The sequence below is a fragment of the Streptomyces sp. NPDC021212 genome (genome assembly GCF_044332925.1).
GTDB lineage: Bacteria > Actinomycetota > Actinomycetes > Streptomycetales > Streptomycetaceae > Streptomyces.
Map to the genome: position 1 here is coordinate 12,743 of NZ_JBIRPZ010000018.1, position 21,771 is coordinate 34,513.

18 protein-coding genes and 1 pseudogene are annotated in these 21,771 nt (G+C 71.5%); 15 read left to right on the forward strand and 4 right to left on the reverse strand.

Annotated features, from left to right (window positions below; translation table 11 throughout):
- The first annotated feature begins 66 nt into the window (after nucleotides 1-66).
- From ACH4SI_RS35860 to ACH4SI_RS35900, 9 genes are all read left to right on the forward strand, one after another.
- Nucleotides 67-1,767, forward strand: coding sequence for a hypothetical protein (locus ACH4SI_RS35860; RefSeq protein ID WP_398303340.1), 1,701 nt, complete (start codon nucleotides 67-69; stop codon nucleotides 1,765-1,767).
- Entirely contained in the window at nucleotides 1,754-2,173 is a 420-nt protein-coding gene (locus ACH4SI_RS35865) for a hypothetical protein (protein ID WP_398303342.1), read from the forward strand. The genes ACH4SI_RS35860 and ACH4SI_RS35865 overlap by 14 nt, the downstream gene beginning before the upstream one ends.
- A gap of 1 nt (nucleotide 2,174) precedes the next feature.
- Complete coding sequence (locus ACH4SI_RS35870) at nucleotides 2,175-2,966, forward strand: hypothetical protein (RefSeq protein WP_398303344.1); 792 nt, start codon at nucleotides 2,175-2,177, stop codon at nucleotides 2,964-2,966.
- A gap of 98 nt (nucleotides 2,967-3,064) precedes the next feature.
- Nucleotides 3,065-3,964: a serine/arginine repetitive matrix protein 2 gene (locus ACH4SI_RS35875; RefSeq protein WP_398303346.1), complete on the forward strand. Its 900-nt coding sequence runs from the start codon at nucleotides 3,065-3,067 to the stop codon at nucleotides 3,962-3,964.
- Nucleotides 3,965-4,113: 149 nt separating this feature from the next.
- Nucleotides 4,114-5,616, forward strand: coding sequence for an aldehyde dehydrogenase family protein (locus tag ACH4SI_RS35880; RefSeq protein ID WP_398303348.1), 1,503 nt, complete (start codon nucleotides 4,114-4,116; stop codon nucleotides 5,614-5,616).
- A gap of 201 nt (nucleotides 5,617-5,817) precedes the next feature.
- Nucleotides 5,818-7,404, forward strand: coding sequence for a GMC family oxidoreductase (locus ACH4SI_RS35885; protein ID WP_398303350.1), 1,587 nt, complete (start codon nucleotides 5,818-5,820; stop codon nucleotides 7,402-7,404).
- Nucleotides 7,404-8,495 (forward strand): glycine betaine/L-proline ABC transporter ATP-binding protein, encoded by a 1,092-nt coding sequence (locus ACH4SI_RS35890; RefSeq protein WP_398303352.1) that lies wholly within the window; start codon nucleotides 7,404-7,406, stop codon nucleotides 8,493-8,495. The genes ACH4SI_RS35885 and ACH4SI_RS35890 overlap by 1 nt, the downstream gene beginning before the upstream one ends.
- 136 nt (nucleotides 8,496-8,631) lie before the next feature.
- Nucleotides 8,632-10,563: an ABC transporter permease gene (locus tag ACH4SI_RS35895; RefSeq protein WP_398303620.1), complete on the forward strand. Its 1,932-nt coding sequence runs from the start codon at nucleotides 8,632-8,634 to the stop codon at nucleotides 10,561-10,563.
- Nucleotide 10,564: 1 nt separating this feature from the next.
- The gene (locus ACH4SI_RS35900) at nucleotides 10,565-11,560 is read left to right on the forward strand and encodes an ABC transporter substrate-binding protein (protein ID WP_398303354.1); all 996 of its coding nucleotides are present in this window, start codon (nucleotides 10,565-10,567) and stop codon (nucleotides 11,558-11,560) included.
- A 64-nt stretch (nucleotides 11,561-11,624) separates the two neighbouring features.
- On the opposite strand, the gene ACH4SI_RS35905 is transcribed toward ACH4SI_RS35900, so the two are convergent.
- Nucleotides 11,625-12,410 (reverse strand): isocitrate lyase/phosphoenolpyruvate mutase family protein, encoded by a 786-nt coding sequence (locus ACH4SI_RS35905; RefSeq protein WP_398303356.1) that lies wholly within the window; start codon nucleotides 12,408-12,410, stop codon nucleotides 11,625-11,627.
- A gap of 15 nt (nucleotides 12,411-12,425) precedes the next feature.
- A complete protein-coding gene (locus ACH4SI_RS35910) occupies nucleotides 12,426-12,908 on the reverse strand; it encodes a carboxymuconolactone decarboxylase family protein (RefSeq protein WP_398303358.1) in 483 nt (160 codons plus the stop codon).
- Between the two features lie 47 nt (nucleotides 12,909-12,955).
- Between ACH4SI_RS35910 and ACH4SI_RS35915 the strand changes: the two genes are divergently transcribed.
- From ACH4SI_RS35915 to ACH4SI_RS35925, 3 genes are all read left to right on the forward strand, one after another.
- A complete protein-coding gene (locus ACH4SI_RS35915) occupies nucleotides 12,956-14,455 on the forward strand; it encodes a PLP-dependent aminotransferase family protein (RefSeq protein WP_398303360.1) in 1,500 nt (499 codons plus the stop codon).
- Between the two features lie 84 nt (nucleotides 14,456-14,539).
- Complete coding sequence (locus ACH4SI_RS35920) at nucleotides 14,540-14,893, forward strand: hypothetical protein (protein ID WP_398303362.1); 354 nt, start codon at nucleotides 14,540-14,542, stop codon at nucleotides 14,891-14,893.
- Nucleotides 14,894-14,908: 15 nt separating this feature from the next.
- Nucleotides 14,909-16,096, forward strand: a complete 1,188-nt coding sequence (locus tag ACH4SI_RS35925) for a glutathionylspermidine synthase family protein (RefSeq protein ID WP_398303364.1) — start codon at nucleotides 14,909-14,911, stop codon at nucleotides 16,094-16,096.
- 140 nt (nucleotides 16,097-16,236) lie between these two features.
- Here ACH4SI_RS35925 and rocD read toward each other — a convergent pair whose 3' ends face one another.
- Together rocD and ACH4SI_RS35935 are read right to left on the reverse strand one after the other, a co-directional pair.
- On the reverse strand, nucleotides 16,237-17,463 hold the full coding sequence (gene rocD, locus ACH4SI_RS35930; RefSeq protein ID WP_398303366.1) for an ornithine--oxo-acid transaminase: 1,227 nt from the start codon (nucleotides 17,461-17,463) through the stop codon (nucleotides 16,237-16,239).
- 497 nt (nucleotides 17,464-17,960) lie between these two features.
- Nucleotides 17,961-18,692 (reverse strand): annotated as a pseudogene (locus ACH4SI_RS35935) (RNA polymerase sigma factor); the annotation flags it as partial.
- Between ACH4SI_RS35935 and trpS the strand changes: the two are divergent.
- The 3 genes from trpS (at nucleotide 18,691) to ACH4SI_RS35950 (ending at nucleotide 21,768) form a co-directional block, all read left to right on the forward strand.
- Nucleotides 18,691-19,704 (forward strand): tryptophan--tRNA ligase, encoded by a 1,014-nt coding sequence (gene trpS / locus ACH4SI_RS35940; protein WP_398303368.1) that lies wholly within the window; start codon nucleotides 18,691-18,693, stop codon nucleotides 19,702-19,704. The pseudogene ACH4SI_RS35935 and the gene trpS sit on opposite strands and share 2 nt — an antisense overlap.
- Nucleotides 19,705-19,926: 222 nt before the next feature.
- Complete coding sequence (locus ACH4SI_RS35945; protein ID WP_398303370.1) at nucleotides 19,927-20,529, forward strand: 2'-5' RNA ligase family protein; 603 nt, start codon at nucleotides 19,927-19,929, stop codon at nucleotides 20,527-20,529.
- Nucleotides 20,530-20,688: 159 nt separating this feature from the next.
- Nucleotides 20,689-21,768, forward strand: coding sequence for a YihY/virulence factor BrkB family protein (locus tag ACH4SI_RS35950; RefSeq protein WP_398303372.1), 1,080 nt, complete (start codon nucleotides 20,689-20,691; stop codon nucleotides 21,766-21,768).
- Nucleotides 21,769-21,771 lie beyond the last annotated feature (3 nt).

The window sequence follows — 21,771 nt, forward strand, 5'->3', positions numbered from 1 at the left end:
TCACTGTTCTTGCGCCCCACCGTCTCCTACCGTAGGAGGGGTTGACGCCGGCCTCGGGGGGAGAGCATGGGCTCAGGCAGTCGCAGTGATCACGCAGCCAGTGAGGCCACGCGTTTGCTGTGCGCGGGTGCGTATCTGGACGATGATTTCCGGGACGCGGTCGTGGACGAGCTGTTGGTCCACGAGGAGCGCGTGGTGGCGCCGTCGCTGGGCATCGACGTGTCCCGGGTGCTCGCCCACGCGTTGCGCGCCCGTCGGCTGGAGGCGGGCTGGATCCTGCTGCTGATCGCGCTCTGGCTACTGCACGCCCTGCTGGCCAAGGGCTTCTTCGTCATCTTCCTGCTGTCCTGCGGGCTGTTGCTGCTGGCGACCTGGGCCAGGGGCGGCGCCTCGGGCCCCTTCCGCGCCGACTATCCGGGCTCCGACGGGATCCCGCCCGCCCGCAGGCGGCTGGCCGCGGTCCTGCGGGTGTTCGGGGTGCTGCTGCTGATCCTCTACGTGTTCTCCGCGCTGGAGCTGGTCTTCAAGGACGATCCGGAGCCCAGCTCCCTGGAGAGCGCCGTGCTGCCGGGGCTGACGGCCGGGGCGGGCGCCGGGGCCGCCTGGGCGGCGCTGCTGATCCCCGCCGCGATGGCCGCGGCGGTCGCCCTGCACCGCGAGCATGTGGCCCGGGTGCTGTCCACCGACCTCGATCCGCGGACCTTCGCCGCTCCGGCCGACGGCCCCGCCGAGCGCTCCACCGGCGCCCGCTTCCGGCGGGTGCGGGAGCTGATCCGGCGCGAGCAGCACGCGCCCGTGATCCTCTACCACGATCAGCACCCCTTTCTCGGTGCGGGCACCGCGCACGCCACCTGGACGCTCGCGGTCGAGCTGCGGCCGCGCGAGGGGCGCACGGCGGTGCCGCTCGACAACCGGGTGATCCTGGAGCGGATCCGGCCGCTGGTGGAGAATCTGCGCACCCCGTCCGCCAGGACCCCCGCCCGGAACGGTGTGGTGCCGAGGCAGTCGGTCGAGGTCCGCGACCGGCTGCGCGGTCTGGAGCTGGACGAGTGCGTGTTCGTGAAGGCCACCGGGTTACGCAGCCGCTCCCTCGCGCCGCACGGTGAGGAGCACTTCGAGCGGCAGCGGGCCGAGGCGGTCGAGGAGGGCGGCGAGGTCCGGCGGCACTTCCTGCGCATCCGGGTCGGAGCCTGGCAGGAGGAGGTCGTCACCACCGTCTTCGTCCGGGTGCACACCCAAGGCGGCATGCTGATGGTGGAGTTCGCCCCGCATGTGCTGCGCCCGATCCGCCCGGACTTCCGCGCGATCGACCGGCTCACCGACTCCCACCGCCGCGGCGGGCTGCCGGGCAAGGCGCTGTGGGCGCTGGCCCGGACGCCCACGGCCGCGGGGCGCGTGCTGATCCACGGCTTCCGAATGATCGCCTTCTTCGTGCGGATGTACACGGGCGCCTACGCCGCGGCCATCCCCGACGGGCCCTGGAGGTCCGTGCGCGAGCTGGGCAGCGACGGCGGCGCCTCGCTCTTCCAGGAGATGGACGTCAGCCGCTATCTGAAGAGCGTCGAGGACCGGGTGGCCAACGGGGTGCGGCAGGCGCTGGACGAAGCCGGATGGGAGACCGGCGAGTTCGAGCAGAAGATCATCAACGTGAGCGGTGGCGGCATCTTCATCGAGTCCGCACAGGACAGCGCCATCACCGTCGGCGACAACAACACGATCAGCAACACCAGGGGCAACGGAGGGGGAGGCGGCCATGGGGACGGCTGAGAAGGACGAGGACACCGGCGCGGGCGAGGCCGGAGGCCGTGGCGGCCGGCGGTTCGGGAACATCCGCATCGGCAATGTGCGCGGCGGTGTCGTCGGCATCGGCGACAACAACCACATCGTGAACGGGCCGCAGGACGGTGCCGTCTGCGAGCCCGCGTACGAGGAGCTGCTGCGCGCCGTCCAGCAGCTCTCCGCCGATCTGGAGCGGCTGGTGGCCACCCCCGAGGTCGGTGCGCTGTCGGACGAACTGGCCGGCGCCCAGGACGAGATCCAGCGCACCGGCCGGGCCGGTGCGGGCCGTCTCGCCCGGCTCCGGGTGCTGTTGCAGGACGCCGGGGCCGGTATCGGCATGCTGGCGTCAGGTGTCGCCGTCGGCCAGGCGGTCGGCGCGCTGCTGGGCGGCTGAGATGAGCACGCCGAGCGAGGAGGGCGGCCCCCGCTGGGACGAGGCCGCGCAGCGCTGGGTGGGGGAGGGCGCCGAGCCGCCCGCCCCGGGCAGACGGCCGCCCAGCCCGCACCGGGGGCCGGTGCTGCTCGTGGTGCTGGCCGTGGTGCTCATCGGCGGCATCGGCGTCGGCACCTGGCATCTGCTGTCGGGCAGCGGCGACGACACGGCGAAGGAGAGTGGCGGCCCGAGCGCGACGTCGTCCGGCTGGGACAGCGGCTCGCCCTCGCCGTCCGATTCCGTTCCGTCGTCGGTGCCGCCGTCCGAGTCGCAGTCCGGGTCGGCCGTCGCGGGCAGTGGGCCGCCGCCGGGGTATCAACGCACCTCGGACCCGGAGGGATTCACGCTGGACGTCCCCACGAGCTGGCAGCGCGTCAAGCGCGATACGGGGGTCTTCTACGAGTCGTCCGACGGGAGCGGTCTGATCCAGGTCTTCGCCCTGACCAGCCCTCAGGTCAGCCCGTACGAGGCGCTGAAGCAGGCCGAGACCAGGCTCAAGAAGAACCCGGGCTACAAGCGGTACGGGCTGAAGCGGCTCGGCCCGGGGGACGACGCCGACGCGGAGCTGGAATACGGCTATCGCAGCGAGAAGTACGGTCCGCGCCGCGTCGTCGACCGTGCCTTCACCGGACCGGACGGGGTGCAGTACGCGGTCCTGGTGGCGGGCCCGTCCGATGAGTGGCCGGGTCAGGTGGAGCGGCAGCGGATCGTGTTGGGCGCCTTCTGCCCCACCGCGTACTGCCCGGCCACCTGACGGACGTGACCGAGGCGCGCATACTGGGTACGCCATATGTCGGGTAACTCGGTTAACTCTGCTTATTGGTCGATGAATGCGATTTTGGGGGAGCGGGCATGACTGACGGGGGATCGGAGGAGCAGTGGACTCCGGAGGAGCGGTGGGGCCCGGGGGATACGCAGGAGTGGGAGACCCGGCAGTGGGGGCCCGGCGACGTCCAGTCGGCGCAGCCGGGCGCCGAGACGCGGCGGGTGTGGCAGGCGGTCGCGGTCACCGTGTTCCTGACCGCCGGGATCGCGTTCTCCGGCTGGGTGGCGTTCGGCGGTGACGGCACGACCCGGAACCAGGCGGGCCCGCTGCCCTGGGACCGCGCGACGCCCACTCGCTCGGCGACCGCGGACGCCACCGCGCCCGGTGATGTCTATCCCGCGCCCGAGACCGGCGCGCCCACCGGTCGGCCGTCGGGACCGGCGAGCGCCTCGCCGTCCGGTCTGCCCTCGGCGTATCCGTCCGGGTCGCCGTATGCGTCCCCGTCGGCGGTTCCGTCCCTGACGGGCTCCGCCGCGCCCTCGGGCTTCACCACCGAGCGGGATCCGAAGGGCTTCGACATCGCCGTCCCCGACGGATGGCGGCGGACGGTGGAGGGCCCGAGCGTCTTCTACACCTCGCCCGACGACTCCACCATGATCCAGGTGTTCGAGCTGCACGGCCCCGAGGCCACACCGTACGAGTCGGCGCAGGAGGCCGAGCGGCTGGCGTCCCGCAGCCGTGGCTACGAGCAGGTCACCCTCGCCCAGCTCGGCGCGGCCGCCATGGACCCCGCCCAGCTGGAGTACACGTACCGGAGCAAGGAGTCCGGCGACCGCCGGATCCTCGACCGCCGCTTCGCCGCGCAGAACGGCACCATGTACGCGGTGCTGATCATCGGCCCCGCCGGCGACCGGGCGCAGGAGCAGTCGCTCCATGACGCCGTGCTGGAGACCTTCTGCCCCACCGCCTACTGCACCGCTTCCTAGATCCCGCCAGGTCCCGTACCTTGCTGTCTCGGGTGAGCCGTGCCACTTTCAAGGAAAATTCGCGCATACGTTCCGCGTAACCGGTAAGGGGTCCTGATTGCTGGCGTGGCCAGCGGAAACGTTCGCAACACCGGAAGGCAGAGGTAGACGTGTCGGCAGTCGAGACCATTCATGTGGACGGGGTGTGGCGGGCGGCCGCATCCGGCGCGCAGCGGGAGGTTCTCGACCCCGCGGATGCCAAGACGCTCGCGGTCGTGGCCGAGGGCGGCGCCGAGGACACCGACGCCGCCATCGCCGCCGCGCGCCGCGCCTTCGACAGCGGCCCCTGGCCGCACACCCCGGTCGCCGAGCGGGCCGCGCTGCTGCGACGGGTCGCCGATCTGCTCCAGCGCGACCGGGAGATGATCGCGCTCCTGGAGAGCCGGGACACCGGCAAGACCCTGGAGGAGGGCCGGGTCGACGTCGACGACGTGACCAACGCCTTCCGCTACTTCGCCGAGCTGGTCGCCGGTGAGTCCGCCGGGCGCGTGGTCGACGCGGGTAGCGCCGATGTGCACAGCGTCGTGGTGCACGAGCCGGTCGGCGTCTGCGCGATGATCACGCCCTGGAACTATCCGCTGCTCCAGGCCAGCTGGAAGGTGGCCCCGGCGCTCGCCGCGGGCAACACCTTCGTCATCAAGCCCAGCGAAGTGACCCCGCTGTCCACCATCCACCTGGTGCAGCTGCTGGCCGAGGCGGGCCTGCCGAACGGTGTGGCCAACCTGGTGACCGGAGCCGGCGACCCGGTCGGCGCCCGGCTGTCCGACCACCCGGATGTGGACCTGGTGTCCTTCACCGGCGGCCTGGCCAGCGGCACCAAGGTGGCCCAGGCCGCCGCGCCGAGCGTGAAGAAGGTCGCCCTGGAGCTGGGCGGCAAGAACCCGAACGTCGTCTTCGCCGACGCCTGCGCCACCGACGAGGGCTTCGACACCGCCGTCGACCAGGCCCTCAACGCCGCCTTCATCCACAGCGGCCAGGTCTGCTCGGCCGGCGCCCGGCTGATCATCGAGGAGTCGGTGCGCGACCGGTTCGTCGCCGAGCTGGTCAGCCGCGCCGAGAAGATCAAGCTGGGCCGCGGCACCGAAGAGGGTGTCGAGTGCGGTCCGCTCGTCTCGGCCCAGCAGCTCGCCAAGACCCAGGCGTATGTGGCGTCCGCCCTGGAGGAGGGCGCCGTGCTGCGCTGCGGCGGCAAGCAGCCCGAGCCGTCCGAGGTGCGCCCCGCGACCGGCTACTTCTACCTGCCGACGGTGCTGGACCAGTGCCACCGGGAAATGCGGGTTGTCCGCGAAGAAACGTTTGGCCCGATTCTTTCGGTGGAGACCTTCAGCACCGAAGATGAGGCCGTGACCCTCGCCAACGACACGGAATACGGCCTGGCCGGCGCCGTCTGGTCCTCCGACACCGCGCGCGCCCGCCGGGTCGCCGCGCGGCTGCGCCACGGCACCGTGTGGATCAACGACTTCCACCCCTACCTCCCGCAGGCCGAATGGGGCGGCTTCGGCAAGTCCGGCGTCGGGCGTGAACTGGGCCCGGCGGGCCTGGACGAGTACCGCGAGACCAAGCATGTCTACGAGAACCTGCGGCCCAGCCCGGTGCGCTGGTTCGGCGGCTGACGCCCCGCCGCCGGCCCCCGCCCGGGGCGGCACGCCCGGGCCCGGACCTCCCACCGGGCCCGGGGCCCGGCGCATTCGCTGACGGCGTCCGGCGTCTCTCCCCCTTCGCCCGCAACCCCCACCCCTCCGGGACAGGTCCCCGGCCCGCACTCGTGTGGCCCGCCCCGGAAGACCGGAAGACCGCGAGGAGTAACCCCCACCATGCCCGTACCTGACGCATACGATTACGTCGTCATCGGCGGAGGCACCGCAGGATCGGTGATCGCTTCCCGGCTCACGGAGGATCCGGACGTTCGCGTCGCCGTCATCGAGGGCGGCCCCTCCGACATCGACCGCCCCGACGTCCTCACCCTGCGCCGCTGGCTGGGTCTGCTCGGCGGCGATCTGGATTACGACTACCCCACGGTCGAGCAGCCACGTGGCAACTCCCACATCCGGCACAGCCGCGCCCGGGTGCTCGGCGGGTGCTCCTCGCACAACACACTGATCTCCTTCAAACCGCTGCCGGGCGACTGGGACGAGTGGGCCGAGGCGGGTGCCGAGGGCTGGGACGCCGCCTCGATGGACCCGTACTTCACCAAGCTGCGCAACAACATCGTGCCGGTCGACGAGAAGGACCGGAACGCGATCGCCCGGGACTTCGTGGAGGCCGCCCAGGCCGCCGCCGATGTGCCGCGCGTCGAGGGCTTCAACAAGAAGCCGTTCCACGAGGGCGTCGGCTTCTTCGACCTCTCGTACCACCCGGAGAACAACAAGCGCTCCTCGGCGTCGGTCGCCTATCTCCACCCCTTCCTGGACCGGCCGAACCTCCACATCATGCTGGAGACCTGGGCGTACAAGCTGGATCTTGACGACAGCGGCCGGGCCACCGGCGTCCACGTCCGCACCAAGGACGGCGAGGAGATCCTGGTCCGGGCGCGGACCGAGGTGCTGGTCTGCGCGGGCGCGGTGGACACCCCGCGGCTGCTGATGCACTCCGGCATCGGCCCCAAGGCCGACCTGGAGGCCCTGGGCATACCGGTCAAGGTCGATCTGCCGGGCGTCGGTGAGAACCTGCTCGACCACCCCGAGTCGGTGATCGTGTGGGAGACGGACGGCCCGATCCCGGACAACTCCGCGATGGACTCGGACGCCGGCCTGTTCGTCCGCCGCGACCCCGAATCCAAGGGTCCGGATCTGATGTTCCACTTCTACCAAATTCCGTTCACCGACAACCCGGAGCGGCTGGGCTACGAGAAGCCCGAGCACGGCGTGTCGATGACCCCCAACATCCCCAAGCCGCGCAGCCGCGGCCGGCTCTATCTGACGAGCGCCGACCCCGAGGTCAAGCCCGCCCTCGACTTCCGCTACTTCACGGACGAGGAGGACTACGACGGCCGCACCCTGGTCGACGGCATCCGGCTCGCCCGCGAGATCGCCAAGACCGAGCCGCTGGCCGGCTGGCTCAAGCGCGAGGTGTGCCCGGGCCCGGAGATCACCTCGGACGAGGAGATCAGCGAGTACGCCCGTAAGGTCGCGCACACCGTCTACCACCCCGCGGGCACCTGCAAGATGGGCGCCGCGAACGACGAGCAGGCCGTGGTCGGCCCCGATCTGCGGATCCGCGGACTGTCCGGCATCCGGATCGCCGACGCGTCCGTCTTCCCGACCATGCCCGCTGTGAACCCGATGATTGGAGTGCTGATGGTCGGCGAGAAGTGCGCGGACCTGCTGGTCGGCGAGCGTGATCAGGTCCGTTACCGATCGCGCGAACGAGCCGCCCAGCTCGCTCCGGGAGGTGAGGCGTGATGGCGACGACCCTGGCCCCCGAGACGCCCGACACCCCCGGGACCGGCGACCGCTCCCCGGTGTTCTCGGTCCGCGACATGTGGAAGGTCTTCGGTCCGAAGGCCGACCGCGTCCCCGGCTCGCCCGAGGCCGAGCTGTCCGCCGCTGACCTGCGCGCCCGCACCGGCTGCACGGCCGCCGTCCGGGACGTCTCCTTCGACGTCCAGCCGGGCGAAGTGTTCGTGGTGATGGGGCTGTCCGGCTCCGGCAAGTCCACCCTGGTGCGCTGCCTCACCCGTCTGATCGAGCCGACCTCCGGGACGCTGAAGATCGACGGTGAGGACGTCATGGCCATGGACAAGGCCCGGCTGCGCGACCTGCGCCGCCATCGCGCCGCCATGGTCTTCCAGCACTTCGGGCTGCTGCCGCACCGCTCCGTCCTCGACAACATCGCCTACGGCCTGGAGATCCAGGGTGTCGGCAAGGCCGAGCGCCGCGCCAAGGCCGCCCAGATGGCCGAGAAGGTCGGCCTCGACGGTCTGGAGCGCCGCCGCCCCGGCCAGCTCTCCGGCGGTCAGCAGCAGCGCGTGGGCCTGGCCCGAGCGCTCGCCGTCGACCCCGAGGTGCTGCTGTTCGACGAACCGTTCAGCGCGCTCGACCCGCTGATCCGCCGTGACATGCAGGAGGAGGTCATCCGGCTGCATCACGAAGAGGGCCGGACGATGGTGTTCATCACCCATGACCTCAGCGAGGCGCTGCGGCTCGGCGACCGCATCATGCTGATGCGCGACGGCGGCATCGTGCAGCTCGGCACCCCCGAGGAGATCGTCGGCTCCCCGGCCGACGACTACGTACGGGACTTCGTCCGTGACGTGCCGCGCGAGCAGGTGCTGACCGTGCGCCGCGCGATGCGCCCGGCGACGTCCGACGAGATGGACGACGGCCCCGCGCTGACCCCGGGCACCACCGTCGCCGACGCGATCGAGGCCGTGGCCCGTACCGGCGGCCCCGCGCGCGTTGTCGACGGCGGCCGCTGCGTGGGCGTCGTGGACCACGCCTGCCTGCTCAGCGTCGTGGCGGGCCTGGACGGAAAGGAGGGGGCCGCAGCATGAGCACGCCCCTGACCTTCTTCCCGCCCGGCGGCACGGGGAGGCGCGTGTGAGCGCGACGACCACCCGCCCCACCACGGACCCGAACACCGGGCCGTCCGCAGGCACGACCGCCGCGGACGAACCGCGCCCGTCGCGCCTGCGTGCGGCCGTGAACAGCCCGGTCGTCCGCAAGCTCGCGGTGCTCGCGGTGATAGCCGCCGTGCTCATACCGCTCGCCCACGCCAAGTGGGCCGGCGCGAGCTGGCCCGACGCGCTGACCGTCGACGTGTCCGGACCGCTGGGCAAGGCCAGCGACTGGATCCTCGACAACCGCGACAGCCACTGGATCTTCCTCTACTTCTTCGGCCACATCAGCCAGGCCATCATCATCGGCGTCCGCGCCGTCTACGTCGCCCTGCTCACCCTCGGCTGGGCCGGTGTCACCGCCGGGCTGACCCTGCTCGCCTGGCGGGTCGCCGGGGTGCGGGTCGCGGTGACGTCCCTGGTGTCCCTCGCCGTCTGCGGGCTGCTGGGCATGTGGGTGCCGACGATGCAGACGCTCGCGCTGATGGCCGTCGCCGTCACCGCCTCCGTCGTCGTCGGCGGACTGCTGGGCCTGGCCGGCGGGCTCTGGGAGTGGGCGTTCCGGGCCCTGCGGCCGGTGCTCGACACCATGCAGGTGCTGCCCGCGTTCGCGTATCTGCTGCCCGTCGTGATGATCTTCGGCAACGGCGTGCCCGGTGCGGTGCTGGCCACCGTGATCTACGCGGCTCCGCCCATGGCCCGGCTCACCGCCCTCGGCCTGCGCGGCGCGGACGCCGGGGTGCTGGAGGCCGTGGCCTCGCTCGGCGCGACCTGGCGGCAGCGGCTGCTGTCCGCCCGGCTGCCGCTGGCCCGCAAGGAACTGCTGCTGGGTGTCAACCAGACGATCATGATGGCGCTGTCCATGGCCGTGATCGCGTCCGTGATCGGTGGCGGCGGTCTTGGTGACCGCGTCTACCAGGCGCTGTCCAGCGTCGACGTCGGCAAGGCGCTCGCCGCGGGACTCCCGATCGTTCTCCTCGCCGTCGTGATGGACCGCACCATCGGGTCGGCGGGCGAGCGGCTCGGCGAGCCCCCGGCCGAGGGCGGCTCCCGGCTGCTGCGCGGCTGGCCCGCGTGGGCGGGTGTCGCGGTGATCACCGCGGTCATCACCGTCGCCGGACGGCTGAGCGGCTCCCAGACCTGGCCGGGCGGCTGGACCGTCGCCATCGAGGGGCCCGTCAACCAGTTCAAGGAGTGGATGGTCAACCACCTGTACACGGATGTGCCGGTCGTCGGCGGCACCGCCGAATGGGCCGCGAACTACCTCAAGTGGGTCCTCGACCCGCTGCGTGAGGGGCTGCAGGGCATCCCGTGGTACGGAGTCCTGCTGATCGTCGCGGCGCTGGCCTGGCTGATCGGCACCTGGGCCACCGCGCTGACCGCCACCGCCGCCATGGCCGCGATCGGCGTGCTCGGCGTGTGGAAGTCGTCCCTGGACACCCTCTCCCAGGTGCTGGCGGCCGTCGTCGTCACGCTGGTGCTCGGCTTCGCGATCGGCATCTGGGCCGCGCGCAGCGCCCGGCTGGAGCGGATGCTGCGACCGGTGCTGGACGTGTGCCAGACCATGCCACAGTTCGTGTACCTGATCCCCGTGGTCGCGCTGTTCGGCATCGGCCGCGCCCCGGCGGCGGCCGCGGCCATCGTCTACGCGCTGCCCGCCGTCATCCGCATCACCACCCAGGGGATCCGGAACGTCGACCCGGCCGCGCTGGAGTCGGCGCGGTCGCTCGGCGCCACGCAGGGGCAGCAGCTGCGCCAGGTCCAGCTTCCGCTGGCCCGTCCGGCGCTGCTGCTCGCCGTCAACCAGGGCGTGGTGCTGGTGCTGGCCGTGGTCGTCATCGGTGGTCTGGTCGGCTCGGGCGCGCTCGGCTACGACGTGCTGTTCGGCCTGGCGCAGGGCGATCTGGCGACCGGTCTGGTGGCGGGCGCGGCGATCGTCTGCCTGGGGCTGATGCTCGACCGGGTGACGCAGCCGACCGCACGCCGCGAGAAGAAGGGGGCCTGAGATGGCTACGGCCCGAAACCCTCGCCGTCGGCAGCTGCTGATGGCCGCCACCGGGGTCACGGCCCTGCTCACCGCGACCGGCTGCGGCGCGGCGGACATGTCCAAGCAGTCCTCGCCGTACGCCAATGTGGGCGGTGCGAAGAGCGTGACGCTCTCGGTCCAGTCCTGGGTCGGCGCACAGGCCAACGTGGCCGTCGCGCAGTATCTGCTGGAGCATGAGCTGGGCTACCACGTCGACACCGTCCAGGTGGACGAGGTGCCGGCGTGGGACGCGCTCAGCCAGGGCCGGGTGGACGCGATCCTGGAGGACTGGGGCCACCCGGAGCAGGAGCAGCGCTACGTCAAGGACAAGAAGACGATCGCGTCGGGCGGCGGCCTCGGCGTCACCGGCCACATCGGCTGGTGGGTGCCGAAGTACTTCGCCGACAAGCATCCGGACGTCCTCGACTGGAAGAACCTCAACAAGTACGCGAAGGACTTCAAGACCGCGGAAAGCGGTGGGAAGGGCCAGCTGCTGGACGGTTCCCCGTCCTATGTCACCAATGACAAGGCGCTGGTGAAGAACCTGAAGCTGAACTACTCGATTGTCTTCGCCGGTTCGGAATCCGCCCAGATCACCCAGCTGAAGCAGTTCGCCAAGCAGAAGAAGCCCTTCCTGACGTACTGGTACGAACCGCAGTGGCTGTTCAACCAGGTGCCGATGGAAGAGGTGAAGCTGCCCAAGTACACGGACAAGTGCGCTGCCAAGGGGGCCAAGGACCCCGAGTCCTTCGACTGCGCCTACCCGACCACCCCGCTGCAGAAGTACCTGAACGCGGACTTCTCGAAGAAGGGCGGCGCGGCCGCCGCCTTCCTGAAGAAGTTCCGCTGGACCAAGAAGGACCAGAACCAGGTGTCCGAGCTGATCGCCTCGGACGGGATGTCGGCGCAGGACGCGGCCGAGAAGTGGGTCAAGGCGCACCCGGACGTCTGGAAGAAGTGGCTGCCCAAGCGCTGATCACACCCTGAAGCGCTGGTCACACCCTGAAAGACGCACCAGGCCGGGCCCCGCCTCGTCCCCCTCATGGGGTGGACGGAGCGGGGCCCAGCTGCTGGGCGAGGTCCCGGGCGGCGGCCATCGTCGCGCGGAAGAGCCGGGGGCCGAAGGTGACGCGGGTGGCGCCGAGGCGGCCCAGCTCGGCGGGCGAGGGGCCGTCCGGTGCGAAGGCCGCCGCGTTGACCGGCACACCGATGGCGGACGCGAGCCGAGGCAGCAGCTCAGGGGGCGCGAAGATCGGATAGACGCAGTCCGCGCCCGCCGCCGCATAGGCTCGCCCGCGCTCGATCGCCGACTCGGCCGCGCCCTCGGTGTCGACGGTCCCGTCCTGGACGAACTCGCCGCGAGCGAAGGTGTCGATCCGGGCGTTGATCACCAGGCCGTCGCCTGCCTCGGCCCGCACCGCCGCCAGCCGGTCCGCCTGCTCCCGAGGGTCGGCCAGCCGCTCGGTCAGCGGGTCGGAGTCCTCCAGGTTGCAGCCCACGGCCCCGGTCTCCAGCAGCCGTTCGACCAGCTCCTTGGCGTCGAGGCCGTAGCCGCTCTCCAAGTCCGCCGACACCGGCACCTCCACGGCCCGGACGATCCGGGCCACCGCGGCGAACATCTCCTCGGCCGGCATCCGGCCGTCCTGGTAGCCCAGCGATGCCGAGATCCCGGCGCTCGGCGTCGCCAGCGCCGGGAAGCCCGCGTCCACGAAGGCGCGGGCCGAACCGGCGTCCCAGGGACCGGGCAGTACGAGCGGCGCCTCCGCGTCCCGGCCGTGGTGCATCGCCCGGAACGCCCTGGCCTCGGCCGTGGTGCTGGTCGTCATGGAAACCCCTCGTTCTCAGCCCGCGGTCGGCTTGTAGGAGCCAGGGACCTTGCGGGTGGTCACCCCGATGCGGTTCCAGGCGTTGATGGTGAAGATGAGCGCGATGAGCTGGGCCAGCTCCTGCTCCTCGAAGTGCTTGGCGGCCCGGTCGTACACCTCGTCCGAGACGCCGTCGGGCAGGACGGTGACCGCCTCGGTCAGGGCGAGCGCGGCCTGCTCCTTCTCGGTGTAGACGCCGGCCGTCTCCTCCCAGGCGTTGAGCAGATAGATCCGCTCCTCGGACTCGCCCGCCGCCCGGGCGTCCTTGATGTGCATGTCGATGCAGAACGCGCAGTGGTTGATCTGCGAGGCGCGGATCTTGACCAGCTCCGTCAGCGACGGCTCCAGGCCCTGACGGGCCGCCGCGTCCAGCTGGATCATGGCCTTGTAGACCGCGGGGGCCGCGTGCGCGAAGCTCATCCGGGGACCGTGCGGCGAGGTGCTCTCCGATGTCGTCATGCGGCCCACGCTAGAACCTCATCAGCCCAGGGGTATGGTCCAATCCCATGGAGGATTCGTGGGCCACTTCCGGGCCCGGACCGGCACGTTCCGCGTCTGGACAGGCCGCTTCCGGGCCGAGGAGGACCAGCGGGCTCGGCGCCGATCTGCATCTGGACCTGCCGCGGGGCGGAACCACCGGGGTGCGGGCCGCGCTCATCCGCTCCCTGCGCGACGCCGTACGCAGCGGCCGCCTCGCCCCCGGCACCCGGCTGCCCTCCTCCCGTACGCTCGCCGCCGACCTCGGCGTCGCCCGCAACACGGTGGCCGACGCCTACGGCGAACTCGTCGCCGAGGGCTGGCTCACCGCCCGGCAGGGCTCCGGCACCCAGGTCGCCCAGCGCGTCGTCCCGCCCGAGCCCGCGCCGCCGCGCACCCCGCCGACCGCCGCCGTGGCCGCCACCCGCCCGGCGTACGACCTGCGGGCCGGGGCGCCCGACGTCTCCGCTTTCCCCCGCTCCGCCTGGCTGTCCGCCGCCCGGCGCGCCCTGACCGCGGCGCCCAGCGACGCCTTCAACTACGGCCACCCCAGCGGGCGGCTCGAACTGCGCCGGGTCCTGGCCGACTATCTCGCGCGCGCCCGCGGGGTGCGGGCCGCGCCCGAACGGATCGTGGTCTGCGCCGGGTTCATCCAGGGACTCGCCCTGCTCGGCCGGACGCTGCACCGGGACGGCCACCGTGCGCTGGCCGTCGAGTCGTACGGGCTCGACCTCCACTGGAACGTGCTGCGCCGCGGCGGACTGCGCACCGTGCCGCTGCCGGTCGACGGGAGGGGCGCCCGCACCGGCGAACTGGACCGCCACAGCGACGTACGGGCCGCGCTGCTCACCCCGGCGCACCAGTTCCCCACCGGGGTCGCCCTGGACCCCGACCGGCGGGCCGCCGTGGTCGACTGGGCATCCCGGACCGACGGGCTGGTGCTGGAGGACGACTACGACGGCGAATTCCGCTACGACCGCCAGCCGGTGGGCGCACTCCAGGGACTGGACCCGGAACGGGTGGTCTATCTGGGCACGGCGAGCAAGAGCCTGGCGCCCGCGCTGCGGCTGGCCTGGATGGTGGTGCCGGACCATCTGCTGGACCGGCTGCTGGCCGTCAAGCGGACGGGGGAGTGGCAGTCGGGCGCGCTGGATCAGCTGACGCTCGCGGAGTTCATCGCCTCGGGCGCGTACGACCGCCATGTGCGCGGGATGCGGCTGCGCTACCAGCGCCGCCGCGACCAGTTGGTGGCCTCCCTGGCCGAACGCGCCCCGCAGGTGCACGTGAAGGGCATCGCGGCCGGGCTGCACGCGGTGCTCGAACTGCCGCCGGGCACCGTGCGCTCCGTCCTCCAGGGCGCGGCCTGGCAGGGGCTGGCCATGGAGGGCCTGAACCGCTTCCGGTACCGCGACGAGGACACGCCGGGGGGTGGTGAATCCGAGCCGGACGAACTGGTCTTCGCCTATGGGACGCCGCCCGATCACGCCTTCGCGGGAGCCCTGGAGGCGCTGTGCCGGGTGCTGCCCTGAGTGGGCCACTCCCCACCCCCGGCGTTCACTTGTGCGATAACCCCCTCTAGGGTGGGCGGACCATTCAACGGGGGAGCAGAACCAATGGAACGGAAAATTCCACGACGCCTGCGGTCGAGCACGGTGATCCTGGGCGGGATGGGCGCCCTCGCGGCGGCCCTCACCTCCTGCGGGTCGGAGCCCGACAAGCGCTGCGTCGACCGGGACAGCTACGACCTGTCCAGGGGCTACCGCATCGTCGACTCCAGTGCCTGCAACAGCTCTTCGGGCTCCACGGGCGGCAAGAAGAAGAGCAGCCGCGGCACCACCAAGCGGGTCGACGGCGACTGGTACTACGACGCCGACGTCGACGGCCGCTGGGCGGACTACGGCACCTTCAGCAAGAGCCAGGCCGCCGACAGGGGCGGCTTCGGCTGCTCGGGGTCCGGCGGCGGCTGACCGGACGACGACCCGATGAAGCGTCACACCATCGACCCCCGCCCCGACTGGCAGGCCACGGTCGAGGAGCAGGGGGTCATCTACCCGCTGACCCGCTACCCGGACGACTCGCTGCGCCCGTACTGGGACGAGAGCGCCTACTACGCCTTCACGCTGCCCGAGGTCGAGGCCCTGGAGGAGGTGGTCGAGGAGCTGCACCGGATGTGTCTGGAGGCGGCCGCCCACATCGTCGACCACGACCGCTTCGCCGATCTCGGCATCGAGGATCCACGGGTGGCCGAGCTGGTCGCCGAGTCCTGGCACCGGCGGTCCGAACAGCCCAGTATCTACGGCCGGTTCGACCTGCGGTACGACGGTGGCCCCGGCCCGGCGAAGCTGCTGGAGTACAACGCGGACACGCCCACCTCGCTGGTGGAGGCGGCGAGCGCCCAGTGGTTCTGGATGGAGGACCGCTTCCCCGGCGCCGACCAGTGGAACTCGCTGCACGAGCGGCTGGTCGACGCCTGGCGGAACCAGGCCGCCCTGCTGCCGCCGGGCGCGCCCCTGTACTTCGCCCACTCGGCCGGAGACGAGCTGGGCGAGGACCTGATGACCGTCGCCTACCTGCGGGAGACGGCCGAACAGGCGGGGCTGCGGACCGAGGCGATCTCCATGGAGGACATCGGCTGGGAACGGCTCTCCGGCCGCTTCGTGGACATGCGGCACCGCTTCATCCGCGGCTGCTTCAAGCTCTACCCCTGGGAGTGGCTGGTCACCGACCGGTTCGGCTCCCATGTGCTGGACACGATCGACAACGGCGGCGGCACCGGCTCCACCCTGTGGATCGAGCCCGCCTGGAAGATGCTGCTGTCCAACAAGGCGCTGCTGGCCATCCTGTGGGAGCTGTTCCCCGGCCACCCCCATCTGCTGCCCGCCTACCTCGACGGACCCCGCGAACTGGCCCGCACCACCGGCTACGTGGCCAAGCCGCTGCTCGGCCGGGAGGGCGCGGGCGTCACCCTCCACGAGCCGGGCGCGGAGCCCGTCATCCGGGACGAGGCCTGCTGCTACCAGGAGTTGGCCCCGCTGCCGGATGTCGAGGGCAACCGGGTGGTCCTCGGGGCGTGGGTGGTGGAGGACGAGCCGGCGGGGCTCGGCATCCGGGAGTCGGCCGGGCTGATCACGGACGAGTACGCGCGCTTTGTGCCGCACGTGATTCTCTAGGCGGCGGCACGGTAGCGGCTGTGGCACCGACCGGCGCCACAGCAGTCGGCGCCATGACGACCGGCGCCATAACGACCGGTCCCATGACGACGGGCGCCATGACGACGACGGGCGGCTTCGGGTCATTCCGTCGGGGCTGGTCATGCCGCCAGCACCGCCCTGAGCTGGTCCAGGGCCCAGTCCAGATCCTCCTTGCCGATCACCAGCGGCGGTGCGATCCGGATGGTGGACCCATGGGTGTCCTTGACCAGCACCCCGCGGTCCATCAGCCGCTCGGAGATCTGCCGCCCGGTGCCGCGCGACGGCTCGATGTCCACGCCGGCCCACAGCCCGCGCCCCCGCACCGCCTCCACCGCCCCGCCGCGGGCCATCCGCGCCAGCTCCCGGTGCAGATGGCTCCCCAGCTCCGCCGCGCGCTCCTGGAACTCCCCGGTCCGCAGCATGGCGATCACCTCGAGCGCGACCGCGCAGGCGAGCGGATTGCCGCCGAAGGTCGAGCCGTGCTCACCGGGGTGGTGGACGCCCAGCACCTCGGCGGAGGACACCACGGCCGACACCGGCACCACCCCGCCGCCCAGCGCCTTGCCCAGCACATAGACGTCCGGAACGACGCCCTCGTGCTCACAGGCGAAGGTCTTCCCGGTGCGGCCCAGGCCCGACTGGATCTCGTCGGCCATGAACAGCACGCCCCGTGCCCGGGTCAGCTCGCGCACCCCGGCCAGATATCCGGGCGGCGGCACCAGCACCCCCGCCTCGCCCTGGATGGGCTCCAGCAGCACGGCGACCGTCTCCCCGGCCCCGGCGTCGAGCGCCGCCTCCATCGCCGCCAGATCGCCATACGGCACGATGTCGAACCCCGGGGTGTACGGACCGTGGTCCGCGCGGGCCTCCTGATCGGTGGAGAAGCTGATGATCGTGGTCGTACGCCCGTGGAAGTTGTTGTCCGCGACGATGATCCTGGCCCGCCCGTCGGGCACGCCTTTGACCCGGTAGCCCCATTTGCGGGCGGTCTTGATCGCCGTCTCGATCGCCTCCGCGCCGGTGTTCATGGGCAGCACCGTCTCCATCCCGCACAGCGCGGCCAGCTCCGTGCAGAAGGCGGCGAACCGGTCGTGGTGGAACGCGCGCGAGGTGAGCGTGACCCGCTCCAGCTGCGCCTTGGCGGCGTCGATCAGCCGCCGGTTGTGGTGCCCGAAGTTCAGCGCCGAATACCCGGCGAGCAGATCCAGATACCGGCGGCCCTCGACATCGGTCATCCACGCCCCCTCGGCGGAGGCGACGACGACCGGAAGCGGGTGGTAATTGTGCGCACTGTGGGCCTCCGCGGCCGCGATCGCGCGCTCCGAGGGGCGTTCGGTGGGGGTCAAGATCTCCTCCGTTCTGTGAACCGCTCTGCGACACCGCTCTGTGGCACCGCTCTGTGACACCGTTCTGGGGCACCGACGAGGGTCTGCGACACCACCCAGGGTGGGGGTGCGTACTGCTGCCGGCGAGCCGAGCGTCGATCCGTCGGCCGGTCCGTCACGGTCAGGGCCGAGGCCGCCGGGCCGGGGGCGGCCTGTCGCGCCGCCGGTCCGCCGACCGGGGGAGGGCGCTTATGGGCCCCTGCCCGGCCTCAAGCCCGGGCAGGTCCTGCCACCACTGCTCCTCCCGGATCCGGCCGCCGGGCGCCGCGCGATTCGGCATCCCCACGATCCGGGCCAGCACCCGCTCGGCCATCGTCTCGCCGCCGACCAGGGGTCCGGCCTCCTGGGGGCCGTCCCCCTGGGGGCCGTCCGCCGGTGGGTCGGCGGGCGGTGGTCCCTCCAGTGCGCGCCCGAGCGCCCGCAGCTCGCCGGGCAGCCCTTCCCCGTCCATCCCCTATGCCTCCCTGTGCTCCCTGCCGCGCCCGCTCCGGGCCGTCCGCCTCCAGCAGCAGCTCCAGCCGCCGCAGCGCGCGGCTCAGCCGCGACTTCACCGTGCCGCGCGGCCAGCCCAGGGCCGCCGCGGTCTCCGCCTCGTCCAGATCCAGCAGATAGCGATAGGTGACCACCCACCGCTGTGGCTCGCTCAGCTCCTCCAGCGCGGCCATCAGCCGCGCCCGCCGCTCGCCCGCGAGCGCCACGGCCGCCGGATCCGCGCTCTCCGGTATGGCCGGATCGGCTCCGGCCATGGCCCCTTCCCGGTCGACCGCCGTCTGCTGCCGACGTGCCGAGCGCACCGCATTCCGCGTCTCATTGGCCACGATTCGGAACAGCCACGGCCGGAACGCCGCATCGCCCCGGAAGGTGCCCAGCGCGAGATACGCCTTCACGAAGGCGTCCTGCACCACATCCTCGGCGTCCGCGCCCGCGCCCATCAGCGCGGCGGTACGCAGCGCTATCGGTGTGTGGGCGCGGACCAGCTCCGCATAGGCCTCGGTCTCCCCGGCCCGCACCCGAGCGATCACGGCCGCATCCGGCCCCGCCGCGATCCCTGCCGCATCCGGCCCTGCCGCGTCCTGCACTGCTTCGTCCTGCGCGACGAGGTCCCCCTCCCGCGCCCCCTCACGAGTCCTCACACCTTTGATACACCGGCGGACCGAGTCTGGTTCCACACCTGAGAGAATGGGTGGCATGGCCCTTGATCGTCCCCGTGCGCTCTCCGGTATCCAGCCCACCGCAGGCTCCTTCCATCTCGGGAACTACCTCGGTGCGATCCGGCAGTACGTCGCGCTGCAGGAGACCCACGACGCCTTCTACACCGTCGTCGACCTGCACGCGATCACCGTTCCGCAGGATCCGGCGGAGCTGCGAGCCAACAGCCGGCTCGCCGCCGCCCAGCTGCTCGCCTCCGGTCTCGACCCGGACCGCTGCACGCTCTTCATCCAGAGCCATGTGCCCGAGCACGCCCAGCTCGGCTGGGTGATGAACTGCCTCACCGGCTTCGGCGAGGCCTCCCGCATGACCCAGTTCAAGGACAAGTCGGCCAAGCAGGGTGCCGACCGGTCGACCGTCGGCCTCTTCACATACCCGATCCTCCAGGTCGCGGACATCCTGCTCTACCAGGCCAACCACGTCCCCGTCGGCGAGGACCAGCGCCAGCACATCGAGCTGACCCGCGATCTCGCGGACCGTTTCAACGGCCGCTTCGGCGAGACCTTCACCGTCCCCGAACCGTTCATCGTCAAGGAGACCGGGAAGATCTACGATCTCCAGGATCCGACGATCAAGATGAGCAAGTCGGCCTCCACCCCCAAGGGCATCGTCAACCTCCTCGACGAGCCGAAGGTCTCCGCGAAGAAGATCAAGAGCGCGGTCACCGACCTGGAGACCGAGATCCGCTTCGACGAGGAGAAGAAGCCCGGCGTCAGCAATCTGCTGACCATCTACTCCACCCTCACCGGCATCTCCATCGCGGAGTTGGAGGGGAAGTACGAGGGCAAGGGATACGGCGCGCTCAAGACCGACTTGGCCGAGGTGCTGGTCGAGTGGGTGACGCCGTTCCGCGAGCGGACCCAGGAATACCTGGGGGACCCGGGGACGTTGGACGGAATCCTGGCCAAGGGGGCGGACAAGGCCCGTGCCGTGGCCGCCGAGACGCTGGCGCTCGCCTACGACAAGGTGGGGTTCCTGCCCGCGACGCGCTGAGCGTCCAGGCGGGCGACCGCGGGCGTCAACGCCGTCAACGGCGTGCGCGGCCCCGGCGATCGCCGACGCAGTGTACCGCGGCCCACCCCTGACCAGGGGGTTCTTCGGCCCGAGTGCCGAAGAATCGAGGAATCTAGCCGCGAAGGCGGCACAGCCGCCACACTGGCACCGGTGCAGCGGACTGAAGCCCAGCAGCCCGGGAGGGCCAGGAGGGAGAACGCAGTGGGGACCGTAACGCTCGGCGTTTCGATCGCGGTCCCGGAGCCGTACGGCAGCTTCCTCCAGGAGCGGCGCGCGGGCTTCGGGGACCCGGCCGCTCATGGCATCCCCACGCACGTGACCCTCTTGCCGCCGACCGAGGTCGAGGTGTCGGCGCTGGCCGCCGTCGAGGACCATCTGGCCCAGGTCGCGGCGGAGGGGCGGGCGTTCCCGATGCGGCTGGAGGGAACCGGCACCTTCCGGCCCCTCTCGCCCGTCGTCTTCGTCAAGATCGTCGAAGGCGCGGAGGAGTGCATGGTGCTGCAGGAGCGGATCCGGGCGGCGCACGGGCCGTGCGCCCGTGAGCTGCAGTTCCCGTACCACCCGCACGTCACCGTCGCGCACGGCATCGACGAGGACGCGATGGACCGGGCGTTCGCGGAGCTGAAGGACTTCGAAGCGGCCTGGACGATCAACGGCTTCGCGCTGTACGAGCAGGGAGCGGACGGGGTGTGGCGGCTCGACCGCGAGTACCCCTTCGGCTCGGGCGAATCGCGGGAGGGGGCCTCCCCCGTGGTGCCCCGTCAGGCCGATCTCACCCGCCCGGCCGCCCCCTCGCACTGGTAAGCCCACGGGTAAGCGGTGAGCCCACCGGTAAGCGTGTGTCAGCCCGCCGCCTCGCCCGGACGGGCGATCGGCGAAGTGGCGTAGCGCAGTCGTGGAGTAGCGGAGAAACGGGAACCCGCCGCCGAGGAGTAAAAATCGGCGGAAGGGTAGTTGTTGATCATGGACTGGCTGACCCGCTTGCCGCTCATCGGCCCCGCCCTCGCCCGGGTGACGCGCACCCACGCCTGGCGTTCCTACGAACGGCTGGACCGCGTCCATTGGTCCCGCCTGGCGGCCGCGATCACCTTCATCAGCTTTATCGCCTTCTTCCCCCTGGTCACCGTGGGGGCGGCCATCGGTGCCGCGACGCTCACCGAGTCGCAGATGCATCAGCTGCAGCGGAGGCTCGCCCAGCAGATTCCCGGCATCTCCGGTCAGCTCGATCTGAGCGGTCTGATCCAGAACGCCGGGACCATCGGGATCGTCGCGGGCGCCCTGCTGCTGTTCACCGGCATCGGATGGGTGGGCTCCCTGCGCGAATGCCTGCGCGCCGTCTGGGAGCTGGAGGAGGACCCCGGCAACCCCGTGGTGCGCAAGCTCAAGGACGGGCTGGTGCTCCTCGGCCTGGGCGGCGTCGCCCTCGCCTCGTTCGCCGTCTCGACGCTCGCCGTCACCTTCATCCGCCGATTGACGCAGCTCCTCCAGATCCCCGAGAACGGGGTGGGCGGCTGGCTGCTGTGGATCGCCGCGTTCCTGATCGCCGTCGGGGCCGACTTCCTGCTGCTGTGCTACGTCCTGACCTGGCTGCCCAGGGTCGAACCGCCGCGCCGGAGGGTCGTGGTCGCGGCGCTCATCGGCGCGATCGGCTTCGAACTGCTGAAGCTGCTGCTGAGCAGCTATCTGCGGGGGGTGGCGGCCAAGAGCATGTACGGGGCGTTCGGCGTGCCCATCGCGCTGCTGCTGTGGATCAACTTCACCGCGAAGCTCACCCTGTACTGCGCCGCCTGGACCGCCACCGGATCGGCCGCGCAGGAGGCAGAGGCACAGGAGGCAGAGGAAGAGAAGCAGGCAGTGGCGGAGAAGGCAGCGCAAGAGAAGGCAGCGCAAGAGAAGGCAGCGCAAGAGAAGGCAGAGCAAGAGAACGCGGGGCAAGAGAAGGCGGACGAGGCCACCGAAACTGACACGGGCGGCCCCGAACCCGACACGGGCGGCCCCGGGCCGGACGGCCGGGCCGAAGGGCCCGGCCGCTCGGCGGCGTAACCC